This window comes from Actinomyces johnsonii, assembly GCF_006546835.1.
In the GTDB taxonomy this organism is placed as follows: Bacteria; Actinomycetota; Actinomycetes; order Actinomycetales; family Actinomycetaceae; genus Actinomyces; species Actinomyces johnsonii.
Map to the genome: position 1 here is coordinate 281,095 of NZ_VICB01000005.1, position 17,329 is coordinate 298,423.

Sequence of the window (17,329 nt, forward strand, 5' to 3'; positions counted from 1 at the left end):
TTGTCAGAGCATGCCGGCGGGGCGGATCGCCAGGTCCTCCACGACCGCGTCCAGCGGGGTGTCCACAGCCAGGCGCACCGCTGCGGCCACCGACTGCGGCGCCATATGGTCCGCCGCCCGGTAGGCGGGGGTAGCCATGATCCCCTCGGTGCGCATGCGCGCCGCATTGAAGGCGTGCATCCGTTCCTGCATGGGGGTGTCCACCCGGCCGGGGTAGATCGAGGTCACCCGCACCTTGCCCGCCTCCTCCTGGCGCAGCGTGTCAGCCAAGGACTTCAGCCCCGCCTTGGAGGCGGAGTAGAGGGCGTTGCCCGAGCGCGGGTTCACTCCGGCGCCGGAGTTGATGAACACCGTCAGCCCGCGGGCCTCCCGCAGCGCCGGCAGCAGCAGGTTCGTCAGATAGGCGGCCGCCACCAAATTGAGATTCAGCACTGCCCGCCAGCGCGCGGGCGTGATCTTATCGACCGCACCGGGGGCCTCCATACCAGCGCTGTGCACCAGCACGTCGAGGCTCTCGATGTCGATCCGGCTGACCAACCGGGCCAGAGCCGTGTCATCGGTCAAGTCGATCGGGCAGATGAGAACCGCGGTCTGAGACTCCTCCTCCAGGGCGAGCGCCAGCTCCTCAAGGTCGTTGGTGGAGCGGGCCAGCAGAATGAGGTTGTGGTCCCGCGCCAGGTCCCTGGCCACGGCCAGGCCGATCCCGGAGGTCGCCCCGGTGATCAGGGCGATGGGGCGGCGCTGGTGGCGGCCGGATCCCGGGCGAGTGAAACCGTGGGCCGGGGTGAAGGGGACAGACTCCCCCTGTCGACGACGTCGGCCCGACTTGGAGGCCGCGGCGTCGACCTGGGCGATCTGCGGGCTCACTTGCCGTCCCTGAGGAAGGCGGCGGCCCCGGGTTCTCCGGGCACGGAGTAGGTGGCGGTGAGCGTGGCCCGGGCGATGCAGTGCGGGGCCAGGGTGAAGGCAGCCATGGCGGGGCTGGCCCCGTCATCCAGGCCCAGGGTGTCCACGTCCAGGGCGGAGACGGTGAAGATGTAACGGTGGTCGCCGTCGCCCGCCGGTGGGTAGGGGCCGAACCAGGCGTGGCTGCCCGAGTCCCCGGCCAGGTGGAAGGCGGCGCCGTCGAGCTGAAGATCGCTGGCCCCCGCGCCCCGCTCCAGCGAAGTGACCGCGGCGTCCAGGTCCACGATGGTCCAGTGCCACCAGCCCGACATAGTCGGAGCGTCCGGGTCGAAGCAGGACACGACGAAGGACTGCGTCTGCTCGGGGAAGCCCGACCAGCTCAGGGCCGGGGAGACGTTGTCATGGACGGCGGTGAAGACATCCGGGATCCGCCCCTGCTCGATCAGGTCCGCAGAGGTCAGAGTGAAAGAGGGGGCCGTGGGCAGGAAGCCGGTAGGGGCCTGCGGGCGGGGGCGAGTGAGGTCGACTGTCATAGGTGTACCTCCAGGCAGGTTGTGGACGGGACGGTGACCTTCCGTTAGGGCACGGCCACCACTGTAGACGTCCCTCATCAAGCCCGTCCCTGTGTATCTCCTGAGGAGAGGCTCGGAGAAGTTTGTCACTGCCTCGAGGCCCCTTTGTTACTGGCGGTCCTGATTGATGTCACACCGGAGCGCTATCCTGGACCTCGCCCATCGAACGCATGTTCGACGAAAGAGAGGGGGTGTCATGGGAGCCGTGACCGCGTGCGCGCCACCAGGCGCCCAGGACCGTCTCGCCCGGGCCCGTCTCGCCCTGAAGGCGGCCGAGGAACGCACCGGGCTGCGGGAGACGGCGGCCCTGGAGGTGCAGCGCGCCATGTCCTGCGCACCCTCCGCACCGAACGATGCCCCCGCCAGATCGCCGGGGGCAGTCGCATCGGTCGCGTCCCTCATAGCACTCGCGGACTTGCAGGACTCGGGCGTACTCAGCCTGCGAGGATCCACCGCCCTCCTCCTGGCCGCCCTCGCCCTACGCCAGGGCAGCGCCGGCTGGTGCGCCGTCATCGGGGGAGAGGACCTGGGCTGGTGCGCAGCCACCGAGGTCGGACTCGACCTCAACCGGGTCCTCACCGTTCCGGCATCAGTCCTCGACGACTCCTCCGCCCCGACCATCGCCTCCACCCTGCTCGACGGCGTCGACTCCCTCCTCATCGGCGCCTCCGCCGTCGCACGCCTGAGACCCCGGCACCGCAGGCGCCTGCTGGCCCGGGCGCACGAACGCGGCCGCCTCATCCTGACCCCCGCCCCCTGGGAGGGAGCCCGCACCCTCCAAGCCGAACCCCTGCCCCCAGACACCGGAACCGAAGACGCATCCCCCGCGCAAGCCACGGCGGGGCCCTCGACTGGATCCTCGGCCGACGGCGTCGTCGTCCCCATCGGGCGAAAGGACTCGCCCGCCGTTGCGCAGAGCGCTGCGCAAGCCGTGGAGATGCCAGCCGGATACCTGCGCCGACTGACCTGGACACTGACCGACCCCCGCCGCCCGCAGCTCGCCACCCCCGGCGCCCTGACGCTCTCCCTGTCCGCCGAGGGCCTGAGGATCTGCTCCCACGACGTCGTCGAGGCGGCCGCCGGTCCCCGGGAGGCAGCCGGATGAGGCGGCTCCAGCAGAACCGGTGCCCCGGCCTGCCCGCCTCCCGGCTCGTGGCCATCTGGGTCCCCGACTGGCCCGTCGTCGCCCTCACCCTGGAGGCCCGCCGGCAGCGCCGCCACCCCCGCACACGCCACGCAGACCCCCACCTGACGGACCCGGCCACCGAACCCGTCGCCGTCGTCGGCGCTCGCGGAGTCCTCGCCGCCTCCGCCCCCGCCCGCAGCGCCGGTATCACCACCGGAATGCGACTGCGCACCGCCCGGTCCATCTGCCCCGGGCTCACCGTCCTACCTCCCCAGGAGGAACGCGAGGCCCGAGCCTTCGAAACCGTCATGGAGGCCATGACCTCCCTCCTGGCGGACCCCGTCGTGGCCCGCCCCGGACTGGCCCTGTCCGCAGCCGGAGGACCCACCAGGTGGGCCGGTGGAGAAGAACCCCTCGCCGCAGCCCTCGTCGAGGCCATCGCCCAGGAGGCCGACGTCGAGTGCCAAGTCGGCATCGCCGACTCCCTGTCCGGAGCCGTCCTGGCCGCCCGCCAGGGCATCATCGTCGAACCAGGACAGAGCCCGGACTTCCTCGCCCCCTGGCCCCTGGACTCCCTCCTGGCCTGCCTGCCCCTCAGACGCCTCAGACGCGACGCCCGTCCCCTGCTGGAGACCTTCACCCGACTCGGCCTGCGCACCCTGGAAGATCTGGCATCGCTGCCCCGAAAAGACATCGCAGCCCGCTTCGGCCCCCTGGGAGACAGACTCCACCACCTGGCCGCCGGCACCTGCCACGAGGCCCCCACCATGACCCGCCCGATCCAGGACATCGCCGTCACCTCCGCCCTGGACCCGCCCGTGGAACGCGCGGATACCGCGGCCTTCGCCGCCCGCCGCCTCGCCGAGACCCTGGCGGCCCGGCTCCTGTCCGAAGGGCTCGCCGTCGGACGCCTCGCCGTCGAGGCAGGCTGCGAGGACGGTGCCGAGCTGGCCCGCACCTGGATGCTGGAGACCACGCCCACCACCACAGAGCTCACCGACCGCGTGCGCTGGCAACTCGAAGGCTGGCTCTCCGGGCGCTCCGGGCGCCCGCCCTCCTCCGGGCTAACCCACTTGAGCCTGACGGCCCTCGAACTGAGCCCCGCCACGGCCGCCCAGGCGGGACTATGGCAGGCACCCGGCCAGCAGGCCGACGCCCTCGCCCGCCGCGCCGCCGAGCGCGTGGAGTCCCTCATCGGGGCCGGCGGCATCCAGGTCCCCAGGATCGTTCCCGGACGGGACCCGCGCTCGCGGGTTCGACTGGTCCCCTGGGGAGAGGAGCGCGTGGACGAGCCCACTGGTAACGGCTCGGCTCCCTGGAGCGGAGCCCTGCCCGATCCCTCTCCCTCCATCGTTCTGACCCGGCCGGTTCCCGTACGCCTCACCGACGCCCGGGGGCGCGAGCTCGGCGTCGACATCCACGGCCAGCTCGACGGCGTCCCCGGATTCCTGGCCATCGGCGACGGCGTGCACGACGCAGATGGTGTTGTTGACGGTGGAGCCGGTGGCGCAGTCCGAAGGGAGCCCGTGCTCCTGTGGGCCGGCCCCTGGCCGGTCGACGAGGGCTGGTGGACTCCGCAGGGGCCCTCGCGCCGCGCCTACCTCCAGGTGGTCACCGACATCGGGCCGCCCCGTCTGCTGGTGCGCTCAGGCCGGTGGTGGCTCGATGCCGTGTACTCCTGATAGCGCGCCCGCAGGGACCTGGGCCGGGCGCCGTCGTCCCTGCAGCCACAGGAGTGCCAGCGTCACCAGGCACAGCCAGGCCAGCCCTAGGGACCAGCCGGCCAGGACGTCGGTCATCCAGTGGTAGCCCAGGTAGACGCGGGAAGCGCCCACCATGAGGGTCGCCCCCACCGCCGCCATGATCGCCAGTAGCCGGTACAGGATCGATGCAGTGGACATCAGGACCATTCCTGCCAGCAGGCCCGCGAAAACGGCCGTGTTGAAGGAGTGCCCCGAGGGGAAGGAAGCGGTCGATGCGGATGGGCCCAGAAGGGTGTCGGTGGAGGGGCGCGAACGCCCGAAGAGCTCTTTGAGTACCACCGTCAGCAGACTGGAGCCGACCATCGTCGCAGTCAGTACCAGAGCGCGCACGCGGTGCCCTCGCATGAAGAGGAGGACGGCGCAGATCGCGGTCAGGATCGTCAGTCCCGCGGTGGAGCCCAGGGCGGTGAACACCTGCATGATGGCGGTCAAAGCCGGATATCGCTCGTCTGCGGCCCAGGTGGTGACACTCTGGTCGTGAGGCGCCAGCCCTGTTCCGTTGCTCGTGGTCAGGGCCAGCCAGGAGAAGAACGACAGCGTGATGACGGCGGTCATGGCCAGTGCGCCGGCACGCCTGGTGCGCCAAGTTCCTGGCAGGTGATCGAGTGAGAGCATGAGCGCGAGGCTAGCGGCGACGGCCAGGGCGAGGCTATGCGTAGACCATGGGGAGGCTGAGTGGTGTTGCCCGCGCTCAGACCGTTTGACGGGTAGCATCCGGCGCGAGTGTCCGCACCCAGGCCAGGAGGACCCGCGTGGCCAAGCTCTACTTCCGCTACGGCGCCATGAACTCAGGTAAGTCCACCGGGTTGCTTCAGACCGCCCACAACTACGAGGAGCGCGGGCAACGCGTCCTGCTCATCAAGGCAGTGGTCGACACCAAGGGGGAGGATCGCGTGGTCTCCCGGCTCGGTGTGTCACGTCGCGTCGACCTCCTTATCGACGCCGATGACGACCTGCGCGCTCTGGTGCGCGAACGGGCCCTGGCCGGTGCGCAAGCCGTCTCGGAGGGGGATGGCGGACGGCAGGAGGAGACGGTGTCTCTGCGCGAGGTCCTCGACTGCGTGCTCATCGACGAGGCCCAGTTCCTCTCGCCCCTTCAGGTGGACCAGCTCATGGAGATCGCGCTGGTCGACGATGTCCCCGTCCTGGCCTACGGGATCCGCACCGACTTCCGCGCTCTCAGCTTCCCCGGGTCGCGGAGACTGCTGGAGATCGCCCACTCCCTGGAGGAGCTGAAGACCATCTGCCGATGCGGGCGCAAGGCCATCTTCAACGCCCGCAAGGTGGGGGAGTCCTTCGTCTTCGACGGCGACCAGGTGGCCATCGACTCCGGGGATATCACCTACGAGTCGCTGTGCGGCAAGTGCTACCTGGCCGCTGGCGGGAGGCTGCTCGGTCAGTGAGCCGAGGCTGCGGGACTGCGCTTGTATCGGCAGGAGTACAAGGCGGACCGAGGTGGGGCGTGCGAGGTGGGGCGCCGCCAGCTCCGAGGTTTTCCTTGTATCTAGGGTATTACAAGCATTATCGTGAGACTGTGAACGTCTCCTACGCGCTCATCGCAGACATCATCCGCTCGCGCGAGCTGCCCGATCGCAGGCGGGCTCAGCAGGTCATTTACGAGGCCCTGGGACGTGCCGCCGAAGGCCTGGCGCTGACGCAGTCCCCGTACGCGACGGTCGGCGATGAGCTGCAGGCGGTCTCGGAGACTCTTGTCGAGGCGCTTGCTCTCACGCTGCGCATGCATCTGCTCCTGCCTGAAGGGCTCGGCCTGCGCTTCGGCATCGGCGCTGGAACGATCTCCGAGGTGGACGGCGTGGCGGGAGATGGTTCTGGCGGCGCGGCAGTGCGTCCTATCCAGGACGGTTCGGCGTGGTGGGCCGCGCGTGAGGCGATCGAGAGGTCCCACGCACTCCAGGATGAGGGCAGATCCTTCGTTCGCACCTGGCTGCGCATCCACCCGGACGCGGTCAGCGGATCAGGAGGGAAGCGTAGCGAGCGCGAGGGACTCGTCAATTCCGTGCTGATCCTGCGCGACCAGACAGTATTCCGTTTTCAGCCGCGTCAGCGCCGCATGATGGCCGGGCTCCTCATGGGGAAGACCCAGGTCGAGGTCGCCCGTCATGAGAAGGTGAGCCAGCAGGCCGTGTCTGAATTCGCTCGCGGTGTCGGTTCCTCTTTGCTGGAGGTCCAAAAAATCCTCGACCAGATGATCGGGGGAGACAAGGAAGGCATGCCCTCGTGACAGCGCTTCTTGTTCTTCTGCTCGCTGCCGCCTCCGTAGTCGACGGCTCCGCCTGGGTGAGAGGGAGGACGTCCCGGTCGCCCGCGAAGGTGAGACTGCTGGCAGGTGTGCCGGCTGTTGCTGCTCTTGGCGTCCTGATCGGGTGGCCGATCCTTCATCTTCATGGCAGCGGTATCATCCTCGGCATTCTGGTAGCAGTGGCGTGGTTGAGCAGTGCCCTTGTTCCTCAGCGCTGGTGGGGGAGGCTGAGGAGGTTCAGTCGGGCGGAGCGGGTCGGCGCCGAGGACGACGTAGATCGGGTGGTGCGGCTGGCGCGCCTCGCCCGTGCGGGTGTCCTCATTCTTGCGGTGGCATTCTGTGCCGTTGCCTCTCAGCCGCTCGGCTCCGGGGTCGCCAAGGTGATTGCCGCCGTCGGGGCCGTCATTTTGCTGACTGTTCCCGCCAATCGAGTCGTCTCCGACATTCTTGCTATCGCTCGTCAGTCCCCGCAGAAGAATGAACAACAGGGCAACCTGGGTGCGTCAATGCGCGGCGGTCGCTGGATCGGCCCGCTTGAGCGGATTCTCATTGTTCTACTCGCCTCGGTCGAGGCGTCAGCCGCGGTTGCCGCGATCGTAGCCGCCAAAGGCATCATCCGATTCCCTGAGATCAGTCTGGATGTCAAAGAGGCCGACGGAGGGCAGAAGGCCGAGGAGTTCCTCATCGGCTCCTTCGCCTCCTGGATCCTGGCCGCTCTCGGTGCTGTTGTCGTTCACGTTTCCTGAGTCGAAGGGAGATGGACTGTCTGTGCACTCTGTATCGGCACCTGAGAAAGTCGAGCCTAGACAGTACCCATATAGTGCACTATGATGCACTATATGGATGTGAGTGCAGAGTCGTTGGCACATGTGATCGGTTCGCGGATCAAGCAGGAGCGCAGCAATAGACGTTGGACGCTTGATCAGCTCGCTGAGGTTGCCGCGGTGAGCCGGCGAATGCTCGTGAAGGTCGAGCAGGGCGCAGTCAATCCGAGCGTCGGCACGCTGCTGCGTCTCTCGGATGCGCTCGGTATTGGGCTCCCGGCGCTCGTGGAGCCTCCGACGCCACGTGCGGTCAAGCTCGTGCGCAGTGGCGAAGGGGCTCGGCTGTGGAGCGGCGACCACGGAGGGGCCGGTGTCCTCGTTGCGGGGACGCAGCCGCCGGATGTCGTCGAGTTGTGGGACTGGACCCTCAATCCAGGAGACTGCCATGCGAGCGAAGCCCACACCTCCGGTACCCGCGAGCTGCTGCACGTCCAGGCCGGATCGATCCTCGTCACGGTTGGTGACGATGCCTACGAGCTGCGCACCGGAGACGCACTGACGTTCTACGGAGACGTCGCCCACTCCTATGACAACCCCGGCCAGGAGCCAGTACGGTTCTCACTCACGGTCTTCGAGCCGGGGGTCGGAGCCGTACGCGGAACGGAGCCCTCGAATGACTAACTCCATGAGCCCGAACGACTTCCTTGACGTCTGCACCATCGAACCGGCCGTGTTCGAGCTGCGTCCCGACTACCGCGCGCAGCTACTCGTCGTCGACGGCATCTCGGCAAGCCTGGGTGCGCGCGAAGGTGACGATGTCGCAGACGGCCTTATCCAGGCGGCGGAGGACCATGCTCGAACCCTGCTCGCCGAGTCCGCGGTCGACAAGCTGCCGCATATCGCAGCCTGGCGTGAGGCCTACCGGGCGTTTGGAGCCAAGCCGCAGCGCACCCGCAACAGCCTCGAGGCCTTGACCCGTCGTGCGCAGAAGGGTCTGCCCCGGGTGAATGTACTCACCGACATCTACAACGCGATCTCGGTGCTGCATCAGATCCCGCTCGGCGGTGAGGATTTCGCCCTGTACGCGGGGCCAGCGCGCCTGATCCGCGCCACCGGCCAGGAGCGCTTCGACACCACTGCTGACGGCAAGGTCGTCGTCGAGCATCCCGATCCCGGGGAGGTCGTCTGGTGCGACGACGCTGGAGTGACATGTCGGCGCTGGAACTGGCGCCAGACCCGTCGCACCGGCCTGAGCGAGGCCACCCGGACGGCCTTCTTCATTCTCGACGCTCTCGCCCCGGTCTCCGATACCGAGCTGAGTACTGCCACCGACGCCCTCATCCAGGCACTCGGTGTTCTTAGCGCCGGCGCGAGCATCTACCGACGAATGATTGGTGCGCCGTGAAGCAGCCGCGCCAGCAGAACGACTCCGCCGCGATTAGCTTTACCGGACTCAGCGCCTTCCCCCTCACGCCGCTTCGCGACGACGCCGTCGATGAGCGAGCCTTCGCCGGCCTCGTCGAACGGCTCACTGCAGCCGGGGTGGATTCCATCACCGCCTTGGGCTCGACCGGTTCCTATGCGTACCTCACGCCGGCCGAACGTGCTCGGGTAGCCCGCATCGCCGTCGAGCACGCCGGAGCGACTCCGGTATTCGTCGGAGTCGGCGACCTGCGCACGTCGCGCGTCCTCGCCCATGTGGACAGCGCGCAGGAGGCCGGTGCGGCCGGTGTCCTGCTGGCCCCGATGACCTACCAGCCTCTTACCGATGATGACGTGTACGAGCTGTTCCGCATCGTCACCGAGCACACAGGCCTACCGGTTATCGTCTACGACAACCCCGACACCACGCACTTCACGTTCACCCTGGAGCTTTATGCCCGTATCGCCGAGCTGCCCGGCGTCGTATCGATCAAAATCCCCGGTGTCCCCGCCGCCCCGGATGCAGCACGTGAGCACGTCACGGCGATTCGGGGCGCAATTCCCGAGCACGTCACCATCGGCGTGTCCGGCGATGCGCTGGCGGCCACCGGTCTGAATGCTGGCTGCGACGCCTGGTACTCGGTGATCGGAGGCACCCTCCCTGCGCCTGCGCTCTCGATTACCCGGGCCGCCCAGGCGGGCTGGACCCAGGAGGCTGTCGCGGAGTCGCGGCGGCTTGCGCCATTGTGGGACCTGTTCGCCGAGCTCGGCGGGAGCCTGCGCGTGATTGCGGCGATCGCCGAGTACCTCGGCCTTGTTCCGCCGTCCTGCCTGCCGCTGCCGATCCGGGGCCTGAACAGCTCCCAGCGTGTTCGTGTTTCCGACGTGGTTGTCGATCTCGGTCTTGCTTGAGCACCGTAGGGGTCTCGGGGCACCGGACCGAGCGGCTTGGGCGCTGGCGCGGTACGTGTTCGCTGCTACGCTCGTGCGCTCAGCTGATGGTGGTGCGGTGGTCGCCGTCGTGCTGCTTGCTCAAGTTTCCGGAAAGCCCGGATGGGTGTCCGGCATGCTGGGCGCATCGATAACCGCTCCACATCTGCTCGGTCCGCTCATCGCTCGCCGCCTTGACGCCGCTGATGATGGCAGAAGAGTTATCGCCGTTTCGGCGGTTGTGCACGGTTTGCTGCTCGGGACGGCCGGGTGGCTGCTGCCGGTGGCGCGGGTCATCGTCCCGACGGTCCTGCTGGTCGTCGCAGGCATGTTCGGTCCCATGCTCACCGGTGGAGTGAGCAGTCGGCTGCCGTCGATCGCGGGGCCGACGCAGAAGAGTCAGCGACGCGCACAAAGCTGGGATGTCGCCAGCTATGGCGTCAGCGGCACACTCGGGCCGGCTGTCACCGCATGGGTATCGGCTGCCGCCGGTCCGATGGGAGCGGTTCTTGTCCTCGCGGCGTCGGCGATCATCGGAGCTGGAGCCGTTCTTGTGCTCCCGAAACAGACGCCAGTAGCTGTTTCGAGGGAAGTATCCTCGCCGGTACGTGTCTTGGTGACGATCTGGCGATCCGGTCCGCTGCGCCGCGCCCTGGGGCTGACGATCGTGGTTGCGTTCTCAGTTGCTGCACTGCCGATCTATGCCGTCGCCGTTGCTCCGAGCCTCGGCGGAGCTGCTCTGGCGGGGGTCCTGGTCGCCGGCTACGGGGTCGGAGGTCTCGCCGGATCAGTTCTGCTCATGGTACGGCCGTTTAAAGGAGATGCCGACAGACTCACGTCGGTCCTATCCGGAGGAGTCGCTGCCGCGCTGGTCGTCGTGGTGCCGGCGTCGAACCTCATCCTGGCACTGGCGGCGTTCACTGTCGTCGGCGTTGCGAACTCCCTGTTCTTCGCCGCGACATTGGCTGCTCGTAGCGAATACTCGCCTTCCGAGTCGCGAGGGCAGGTGTTCATCTGGGTGGGAGCGCTGAAGATTGCGGCAGGAGCAGTTGGTACAGCAGTCGCTGGAGTGCTCGACGGCGGCGCAACCTGGCTTCCGGTCGCTGCTGCTGCGGTTCTGTCGGCCACGAGTTCACTGTGGTGCATCGCAGAGAGGCGTCGGGTCGGGCATCAGTCTTGATGACCCGTTGGAGTGCCTTCGGCGGTTCCGTTGAGCTTCGGTTATTCGTTGCTGATGAGCCAGTTCCGGGGGCGGCTCATCGTGTGGGGAGCGGGGCCCGCTGCTATGCTGTACATATGTTCGAAAGCTGTGTGCTTGCCCGTGATCCGGTCGGTGATGGGCTATGAGGAGAGGAGGTTCAAGACCTCTTGCCCGCTGTCGGCCCGTCTGGGGGTCTTGCGCACTCGGGTTGGGCAGATCGCCTACCAGTCGCCCGCCCAGGACGCTTCCAGTGATCGAGCCGAGGGGCAGCCCGAGGGCCGTGACTCGGATAAATCGGGATCGTTCCCTGCGATATCAACAAATTTTCGCGTTTCTCAAGATGACTCGGATATCGATGTCGCCGGGAGCCCCCGCCAGTGCTACGTCCCCGGCGGCCCGGTGCTGGCCAGTCCGAGTAGGCGGATCGGCCCGGACATCCTCAACCGCCGCAACCCGGCCCTCAACAACCAGCCCTCACCCTTCTAAACCTCCAGGTGCCACTGACAGCATGACCAGCCGACACCGCTACGCCGAGCTGCACGCCCACTCCGCCTACTCCTTCCTGGACGGAGCCAACGAGCCCGATGACCTGGCCTCAGCCGCCGTCGAGCTCGGGCTAGAAGCCCTCGCCCTCACCGATCACGACGGTGTTCCCGGTATCGTCAAGCACGCCCAGGCGGGTCGTGCTCACGGCCTGCCCACCATTCACGGCACCGAGCTCACCCTCGCCGACGGCTCCCACCTGCCTGTCCTGGCTCGCAATCCTGTCGGCTACCACCGCCTGGTCTCGGCCATCTCCCAGCACAACCTGGATGCCGGAGAACGCCGAGATCCAGCCCATGACCTGCCCGCTCTCGCCTCGGCCCTCCGCGCCGCCCCCACCGGCCAGACCGGGGGAGCAGCCGGAACCTGCCTCGTCCTCACCGGCACCGCCAACGGCCCCCTGCGCCGCGCCCTGGGCGACCCCCTCCGGCCAGGCACCTGGGACCTGGCTGCGGCAGGCGACTGCCTGGGACGACTCACCGACCTTTTCGCCGCTCCCGACCGGGGCCGCCCATCCGGTACTAGCACCATGGCCGGCGGCCCACAGGTTGAGGGAGATGCCGTCGTCGGCCTGGCCGTCGAGCTCACCCTGGACGGTGGCCCCACCGACGCCGCGCTCACCGAAGTCCTGACCCGGCTAGCCCACGACCACCGACTGCCCCTCGTGGCCACCGGCGCAGTGCGCTGCGCCCGACCCGCCGACGCCCGCCTCGCCGATGTCCTCACCGCAATCCGCTTGGTCACCGACCTGGAAGGAGCACGCGGGCACCTGCCCGCCATCGGCCGCTGGCTGCGGGGAGCCCAGGACATGGCCAGACTCCACCGCCGCAGCCCCGACGCCGTCGACCTGGCCGCAGACTTGGCCGCGGACCTCGCCTTCGATCTGTCCCTCATCGCCCCCGACCTGCCCGAGGCCGACGTCCCCGCCGGACACACGCCCGCCAGCTGGCTGCGCGAGCTCACCCGCCAAGGCGCCGTCCGCCGCTACGGCGCCCCGCAGGAGCACCCCCGTGCCTGGGAGGTGCTCAACCACGAGCTCGACGTCATCGAGTCCCTGGGGTTTCCCGGCTACTTCCTCATCGTGCACTCCATCGTCGAGTTCTGCAGACAGTCGGGAATCCTGTGTCAGGGGAGAGGATCCGCCGCCAACTCCGCAGTCTGCTACGCCCTGGGGATCACCGCCGTCGATGCCGTCCGGCACCAGATGCTCTTCGAACGGTTCCTGTCCCCGGGGCGAGCCAGCTACCCGGACATCGACCTCGACATCGAGGCCTGCCGCCGAGAAGAGGTCATCCAGCACGTCTACTCCCGTTACGGGCGAGACCGCGCCGCCCAGGTCGCCAACGTCATCTCCTATCGCCCCCGATCCGCCGTCCGCGATGCTGCCCGGGCCCTCGGCCACTCCGCCGGCGTACAGGACAGCTGGGCCAGGCAGATGGACCGATGGACCACGGTGCGCCCCGGAGGACTGACAGGACAGGGCGACGAGGTCCCCGCGCCGGTCCTCGATATCGCCGAGAAGCTGCTGCGTCTGCCCCGCCACCTGGGAATCCACTCCGGAGGCATGGTCCTATGCGGCCGCCCCGTCACCGAAGTCTGCCCGGTGCGCTGGGCCGCCATGGACAACCGCTCGGTCCTCCAATGGGACAAGGACGACTGCGCCGAAGCCGGCCTGGTCAAGTTCGATCTCCTCGGATTGGGTGAGCTCACCGCCCTGCGTCTGGCCTTCACCACCCTGGGCGAGCGCGGTCAGACCGTCCCCGACGTCGTCGAGGAAGGCGAGCTGCGCACCTCCCAGACCGGCCGCCCCTGGGGACTTCACACCCTCCCCGAGGAGGATCCGGCCGTCTACCGCCTGCTCACGGCCGCCGACACGGTCGGGGTCTTCCAGGTCGAATCACGTGCCCAGATGGCCACCCTGCCCCGTCTGCGGCCCAAAGAGTTCTACGACATCGTCGTCGAGGTCGCCCTCATCCGCCCCGGCCCCATCCAGGGCGACGCCGTCAACCCCTACATTCGCCGCAGGCTGAAGCGCGAGGAAGTCACCTACCTGCACGACTCCCTCAAACCCGCCCTGGCCAAGACCCTGGGCGTACCGCTCTTCCAGGAGCAGCTCATGCAGATCGCCGTCGACTCCGCGGGGTTCAGCCCAGCCGAGGCGGACACCCTGCGTCAGGCCATGGGGGCCAAGCGATCCATCGAACGCATGGAGGCCCTCCATGATCGGCTCATAGCCGGTATGAGGGGACGAGGAATCGATGAGATCACCGCTGAGAAGATCTATAGCAAGCTGAGATCCTTCGCCGAGTTCGGCTTCCCCGAGTCCCATGCCTTCTCCTTCGCCTATCTGGTCTACGCCTCGGCCTGGCTCAAGGTGCGCAAACCCGAGGATTTCTACGCCGGAGTCCTCGCCGCCCAGCCCATGGGCTTCTGGTCTCCGCAGTCCCTCGTGGCCGACGCCCGCCGCCACGGTGTGCGCGTCCTTCCTGCAGACATCAATCACTCGCTGTCCCAGGCAACCGTTGAGCAGAAGGGCAAGCACCAGGTCGCCGAGCCGCCCGAGCAGTGGAGGACGCTCACTCCCCATCCTGCCGCTCCGTCCCCGCTTGACGTTCATGAGGACCTAGCGGTGCGTCTGGGCCTGGCCCCGATCAAGGGACTGGGGGAGCGGGCTGCGCAGGCCATCGTCGCCGAGCGCCGTGCCCATGGCCCTTACCGGGACCTGGCAGACCTTGCTCGACGCGTGAGCCTGAGCCGTTCCAATCTTGAGACGCTGGCCGCCTCGGGGGCCCTGGACAGTCTGGGGGTGGAGCGCCGTCGGGCGCTGTGGGCAGCCGCGGTCCTATCTGATGAGCACGGCCGACACCGTGGAGCCTCCCACCAGGATCCAGGTGCATGGTTCCAGCCCACGCTTCCGGGCACCGTCGCAGGCGCCGTCGCCCCGGCCCTGCCGGCCATGACCAGTCGCGAGCAACAGGTGGCAGACCTGAGCCTGACCGGAGTGTCTACGCACGGCTCGCCTCTGACGCTGCTGCGCCCAGGGCTGAGCGCCGAGGGCGTGCTGACCACCGCCGACCTCTCCGATCAGGAGCACGGGCGCCGGGTCCGAGTCGCGGGCGTCGTCACCCACCGGCAGCGGCCCCACACGGCCTCCGGCATGATCTTTCTCAACCTGGAGGACGAGACCGGTCTGCTCAACGTTATTTGCCGAGCCGGCATGTGGCGCCGCTACCGCGGTATCGGCAGGCGCGCCGGTGCTCTCATCGTGCGTGGCACGGTGGAGAGGGGAGACGGGGTCATCGCCCTCATGGCCGAGCACCTCCAGGCCCTCCCAGGTGTTCCCGTCACCGGCAGCCGGGACTGGTGCTGACCGCCGAGGCTCTCATTCCTTGCGGGAGGAGTACACGGGCAGCTCGCCGGTGACCGGGGCGTCCTTGATGTGCAGTTCGGAATAGACGGACCAGACGACGCCGATCAGCGGGACCGCGACGATCGCCCCGAGCAGGCCGGAGGCGTAGGTTCCCAGGGCGACGCCGATAATCACCACCACCGGATGCAGAGAGACCTGACGGCCCATGATGAGGGGCTGGAGAATGTGCCCCTCGATCTGGCCGATGCCCGCTACCCCCACGCCGACGACGATCATGGTGACGGGGCCTCCAGACGCCAGAGCCACCACCATGGCGACGAGCATTGCCAGAGGAGCGCCGATGATCGGGATGAAGGCGCCGATGAACACGAGCACCGCCAGGGGCGCCGCCAACGGAATTCCCACCAACTGCAGGAAGATCCCGGCCATGATGGCGTCGGACAGCGCCACCAGCACGGTACCGCGTGCGTACCCGGCGAAAGTGTACCAGCCGGCGCCCGCAGCCCGGTGGGTCGACTCGCGCATCGTGGCGGGCAGCTCGTTGAGGAACCAGCGCCACATCTTCCCGCCGGAGGCGAGGAAGAAGATCGTCACGAACAGCGCCAGGGCCAGGACCGTAAGCACATCGACGACGGCACTCGCGTTGGAGAGCACCTCCGAAGCAAGGGAGGGGGCGTTGGACTGTAGATAGTGTTGTCCCTGGCGCAACCAGACCTGGAGCTGGTGATAGACCTGCTGCTGCGTCAGGTGCAGCGGTCCGTGCTCCAGGAAGTCCATGATCGTGTCGAGGCCGTCACTGAACTGGGAGGCCAGTGAGTTCCACTGACTGGTGACCGACGCAACCACGTAGGTGACCAGTCCGGCGATCGCGCCGATAGTGGTCAGCAGGGCGAGGAAGGTCGCCGGGTAGCGGGGCATGATCCTGGCGAAGAGGTTGACCATCGGTTGGAGGATTGAGGTGAACACCAGTGCCATGAACAGGCCTATGAACACCGGGATCACTTGCGAGGTGGCGTAGAAGGCGAGGCCGATCACGATAATGATGCCGAGCCCCAGCCATGCCCCCATGCCGCCCCGCACCAGCCATGCGGGAAGGGAATCCATGATCGAGGAGCGGGTCGTCACCGTCTCGGGGAAGGAGACTGACGGTGCCACTCGGACATGGGTAGTGGACACCGGGGGAGTGGTCGGGCTCGTGGTCGTCTCCCCACCCGAGTCGGACTCCCAGTGCAGTTGGTAGTCGCGGCCTGCTTGCCTGCGCCTCTCCGCCCAGTCGATCCCCCGATCCAGTGCCGTGCGGGCATTTCTGAGCCGCCCGAGAAGGCCGCTGCTGCTCAGAAGCTCTCGGGACGATTTCTTTTCGGAACCGGATGCCTGAGCCGCCTGAACGGAGTCGGAGTTCTCAGAGGACGGGGAAGCCTGAACAGGTGCGTCTTCTGACGGGGTCTCTGACGGAGAGCTGGTTGTTGCCATGGGATGAACGTTCAGTCCTTCGCTGGTCATCGGGCTGACGAAACACGCACAGCCTACTAGCGTGGCCCCATGACCGCCCCGAATATCAGCAATCCGACTTACTTTGCCGCCGCGAGCCCGGTGCGCCTACCACGCGCCGCCGCGCTCGGGCCGGGGCTGGGAGGCCAACCGCGCCTGCTCGTCGATGCCCCTGCCGGGGCTGCGGAGATATATCTCCACGGAGCCACCGTGACCTCCTGGACGCCGCGCGGCGGCTCGGAGGTCATCTTCACCTCACGGCAGGCCGTCTTCAACGGCTCCACCGCGATTCGCGGGGGAATCCCCCTGTGCCTGCCCGAGTTCGGCGTCGGCATCAACGGCGACGCCGTACCGAAGCACGGCTGGGCCCGCATCGCCCCCTGGCAGCTGCGGACGGTCACCGGTACCGACGACGGCGGGGTCCGCGCTCTTCTGAGCGTCAGCCGCGACCACTTGACGGCGCTTTACGAGGTCGAGGTCGGCCAGACCCTGCGCCTAGGGCTAAGCCTGCGCAACGATGGGGCCGAGCCTCGCACGGTGGAGGCCGCTGCCCACACCTATCTATCGGTTCACGATGTCACCGCCAGCATCATCAGCGGGCTTGCCGGCGCCTCCTACAATGACAATCTGGCTCGCAGCCCGCAGGAGGCTCGTCGGATCCAGGAAGGCGACCTGAAAATCTCCGGACCCGTGGATCGCATCTACGACTCTTCCGAACCGGTGGCGGTGACTGACCCCGGGCATCGGCGCACGATCCGCATCGACAAGCGCAACGCCCCTTCCACGATCGTGTGGAACCCATGGTCCACCTACAGCGCCCCGCTGCCGGACATGGCCGACGACGAGTTCCCTACCATGGTCTGCGTCGAGAGCGGAGCGGTGCGTGAGCACGCGCCCACCATCGATCCTGGGACGAGCTGGGCCATGCAGGTGACCCTCAGTGTCGAGAACCACCGGATGTGATGGGAAGCACTTGGAAGT

At 67.9% G+C, this 17,329-nt stretch carries 16 protein-coding genes; 12 read left to right on the top strand and 4 right to left on the bottom strand.

The features are described from left to right. Positions 1-3: 3 nt before the first annotated feature. Entirely contained in the window at positions 4-867 is an 864-nt protein-coding gene (locus FK256_RS06000) for an SDR family oxidoreductase (protein WP_141424068.1), read from the bottom strand. Then, the gene (locus FK256_RS06005) at positions 864-1,439 is read right to left on the bottom strand and encodes a YbhB/YbcL family Raf kinase inhibitor-like protein (protein WP_141424069.1); all 576 of its coding nucleotides are present in this window, start codon (positions 1,437-1,439) and stop codon (positions 864-866) included. The genes FK256_RS06000 and FK256_RS06005 overlap by 4 nt, the downstream gene beginning before the upstream one ends. A gap of 235 nt (positions 1,440-1,674) precedes the next feature. On the opposite strand from FK256_RS06005, the gene FK256_RS06010 reads away from it, so the two are divergent. Continuing rightward, complete coding sequence (locus FK256_RS06010) at positions 1,675-2,583, top strand: hypothetical protein (RefSeq protein WP_141424070.1); 909 nt, start codon at positions 1,675-1,677, stop codon at positions 2,581-2,583. After that, entirely contained in the window at positions 2,580-4,286 is a 1,707-nt protein-coding gene (locus FK256_RS06015; RefSeq protein ID WP_141424072.1) for a DNA polymerase Y family protein, read from the top strand. Before FK256_RS06010 ends, FK256_RS06015 begins: the two co-directional genes overlap by 4 nt. Here FK256_RS06015 and FK256_RS06020 read toward each other — a convergent pair. Further along, positions 4,251-4,982: a phosphatase PAP2 family protein gene (locus FK256_RS06020; RefSeq protein WP_141424074.1), complete on the bottom strand. Its 732-nt coding sequence runs from the start codon at positions 4,980-4,982 to the stop codon at positions 4,251-4,253. The two genes, FK256_RS06015 and FK256_RS06020, sit on opposite strands and share 36 nt — an antisense overlap. Positions 4,983-5,119: 137 nt before the next feature. On the opposite strand from FK256_RS06020, the gene FK256_RS06025 reads away from it, so the two are divergent. The 9 genes from FK256_RS06025 (at position 5,120) to FK256_RS06065 (ending at position 14,857) form a co-directional block, all read left to right on the top strand. Further along, a complete protein-coding gene (locus tag FK256_RS06025) occupies positions 5,120-5,770 on the top strand; it encodes a thymidine kinase (protein ID WP_009233825.1) in 651 nt (216 codons plus the stop codon). A gap of 131 nt (positions 5,771-5,901) precedes the next feature. Continuing rightward, positions 5,902-6,609, top strand: coding sequence for a SatD family protein (locus FK256_RS06030; RefSeq protein WP_141424075.1), 708 nt, complete (start codon positions 5,902-5,904; stop codon positions 6,607-6,609). Further along, a complete protein-coding gene (locus FK256_RS06035; RefSeq protein WP_141424077.1) occupies positions 6,606-7,373 on the top strand; it encodes a hypothetical protein in 768 nt (255 codons plus the stop codon). The genes FK256_RS06030 and FK256_RS06035 overlap by 4 nt, the downstream gene beginning before the upstream one ends. A gap of 93 nt (positions 7,374-7,466) precedes the next feature. Continuing rightward, positions 7,467-8,072, top strand: a complete 606-nt coding sequence (locus tag FK256_RS06040; protein WP_244936190.1) for a helix-turn-helix domain-containing protein — start codon at positions 7,467-7,469, stop codon at positions 8,070-8,072. 4 nt (positions 8,073-8,076) lie between these two features. After that, entirely contained in the window at positions 8,077-8,796 is a 720-nt protein-coding gene (locus FK256_RS06045; protein ID WP_141424080.1) for a B3/B4 domain-containing protein, read from the top strand. After that, the gene (locus tag FK256_RS06050) at positions 8,793-9,725 is read left to right on the top strand and encodes a dihydrodipicolinate synthase family protein (RefSeq protein WP_211343533.1); all 933 of its coding nucleotides are present in this window, start codon (positions 8,793-8,795) and stop codon (positions 9,723-9,725) included. Before FK256_RS06045 ends, FK256_RS06050 begins: the two co-directional genes overlap by 4 nt. Positions 9,726-9,780: 55 nt before the next feature. After that, positions 9,781-10,923 (top strand): MFS transporter, encoded by a 1,143-nt coding sequence (locus FK256_RS14260; RefSeq protein ID WP_244936192.1) that lies wholly within the window; start codon positions 9,781-9,783, stop codon positions 10,921-10,923. A gap of 135 nt (positions 10,924-11,058) precedes the next feature. Continuing rightward, the gene (locus tag FK256_RS06060) at positions 11,059-11,430 is read left to right on the top strand and encodes a hypothetical protein (protein WP_141424081.1); all 372 of its coding nucleotides are present in this window, start codon (positions 11,059-11,061) and stop codon (positions 11,428-11,430) included. Between the two features lie 22 nt (positions 11,431-11,452). Then, positions 11,453-14,857, top strand: coding sequence for an error-prone DNA polymerase (locus FK256_RS06065; RefSeq protein WP_141424082.1), 3,405 nt, complete (start codon positions 11,453-11,455; stop codon positions 14,855-14,857). Between the two features lie 12 nt (positions 14,858-14,869). Here FK256_RS06065 and FK256_RS06070 read toward each other — a convergent pair whose 3' ends face one another. Next, complete coding sequence (locus FK256_RS06070) at positions 14,870-16,330, bottom strand: AI-2E family transporter (protein ID WP_141424083.1); 1,461 nt, start codon at positions 16,328-16,330, stop codon at positions 14,870-14,872. A 69-nt stretch (positions 16,331-16,399) separates the two neighbouring features. Between FK256_RS06070 and FK256_RS06075 the strand changes: the two genes are divergently transcribed. Next, the gene (locus FK256_RS06075) at positions 16,400-17,311 is read left to right on the top strand and encodes a D-hexose-6-phosphate mutarotase (RefSeq protein WP_141424085.1); all 912 of its coding nucleotides are present in this window, start codon (positions 16,400-16,402) and stop codon (positions 17,309-17,311) included. Positions 17,312-17,329: the final 18 nt, after the last annotated feature.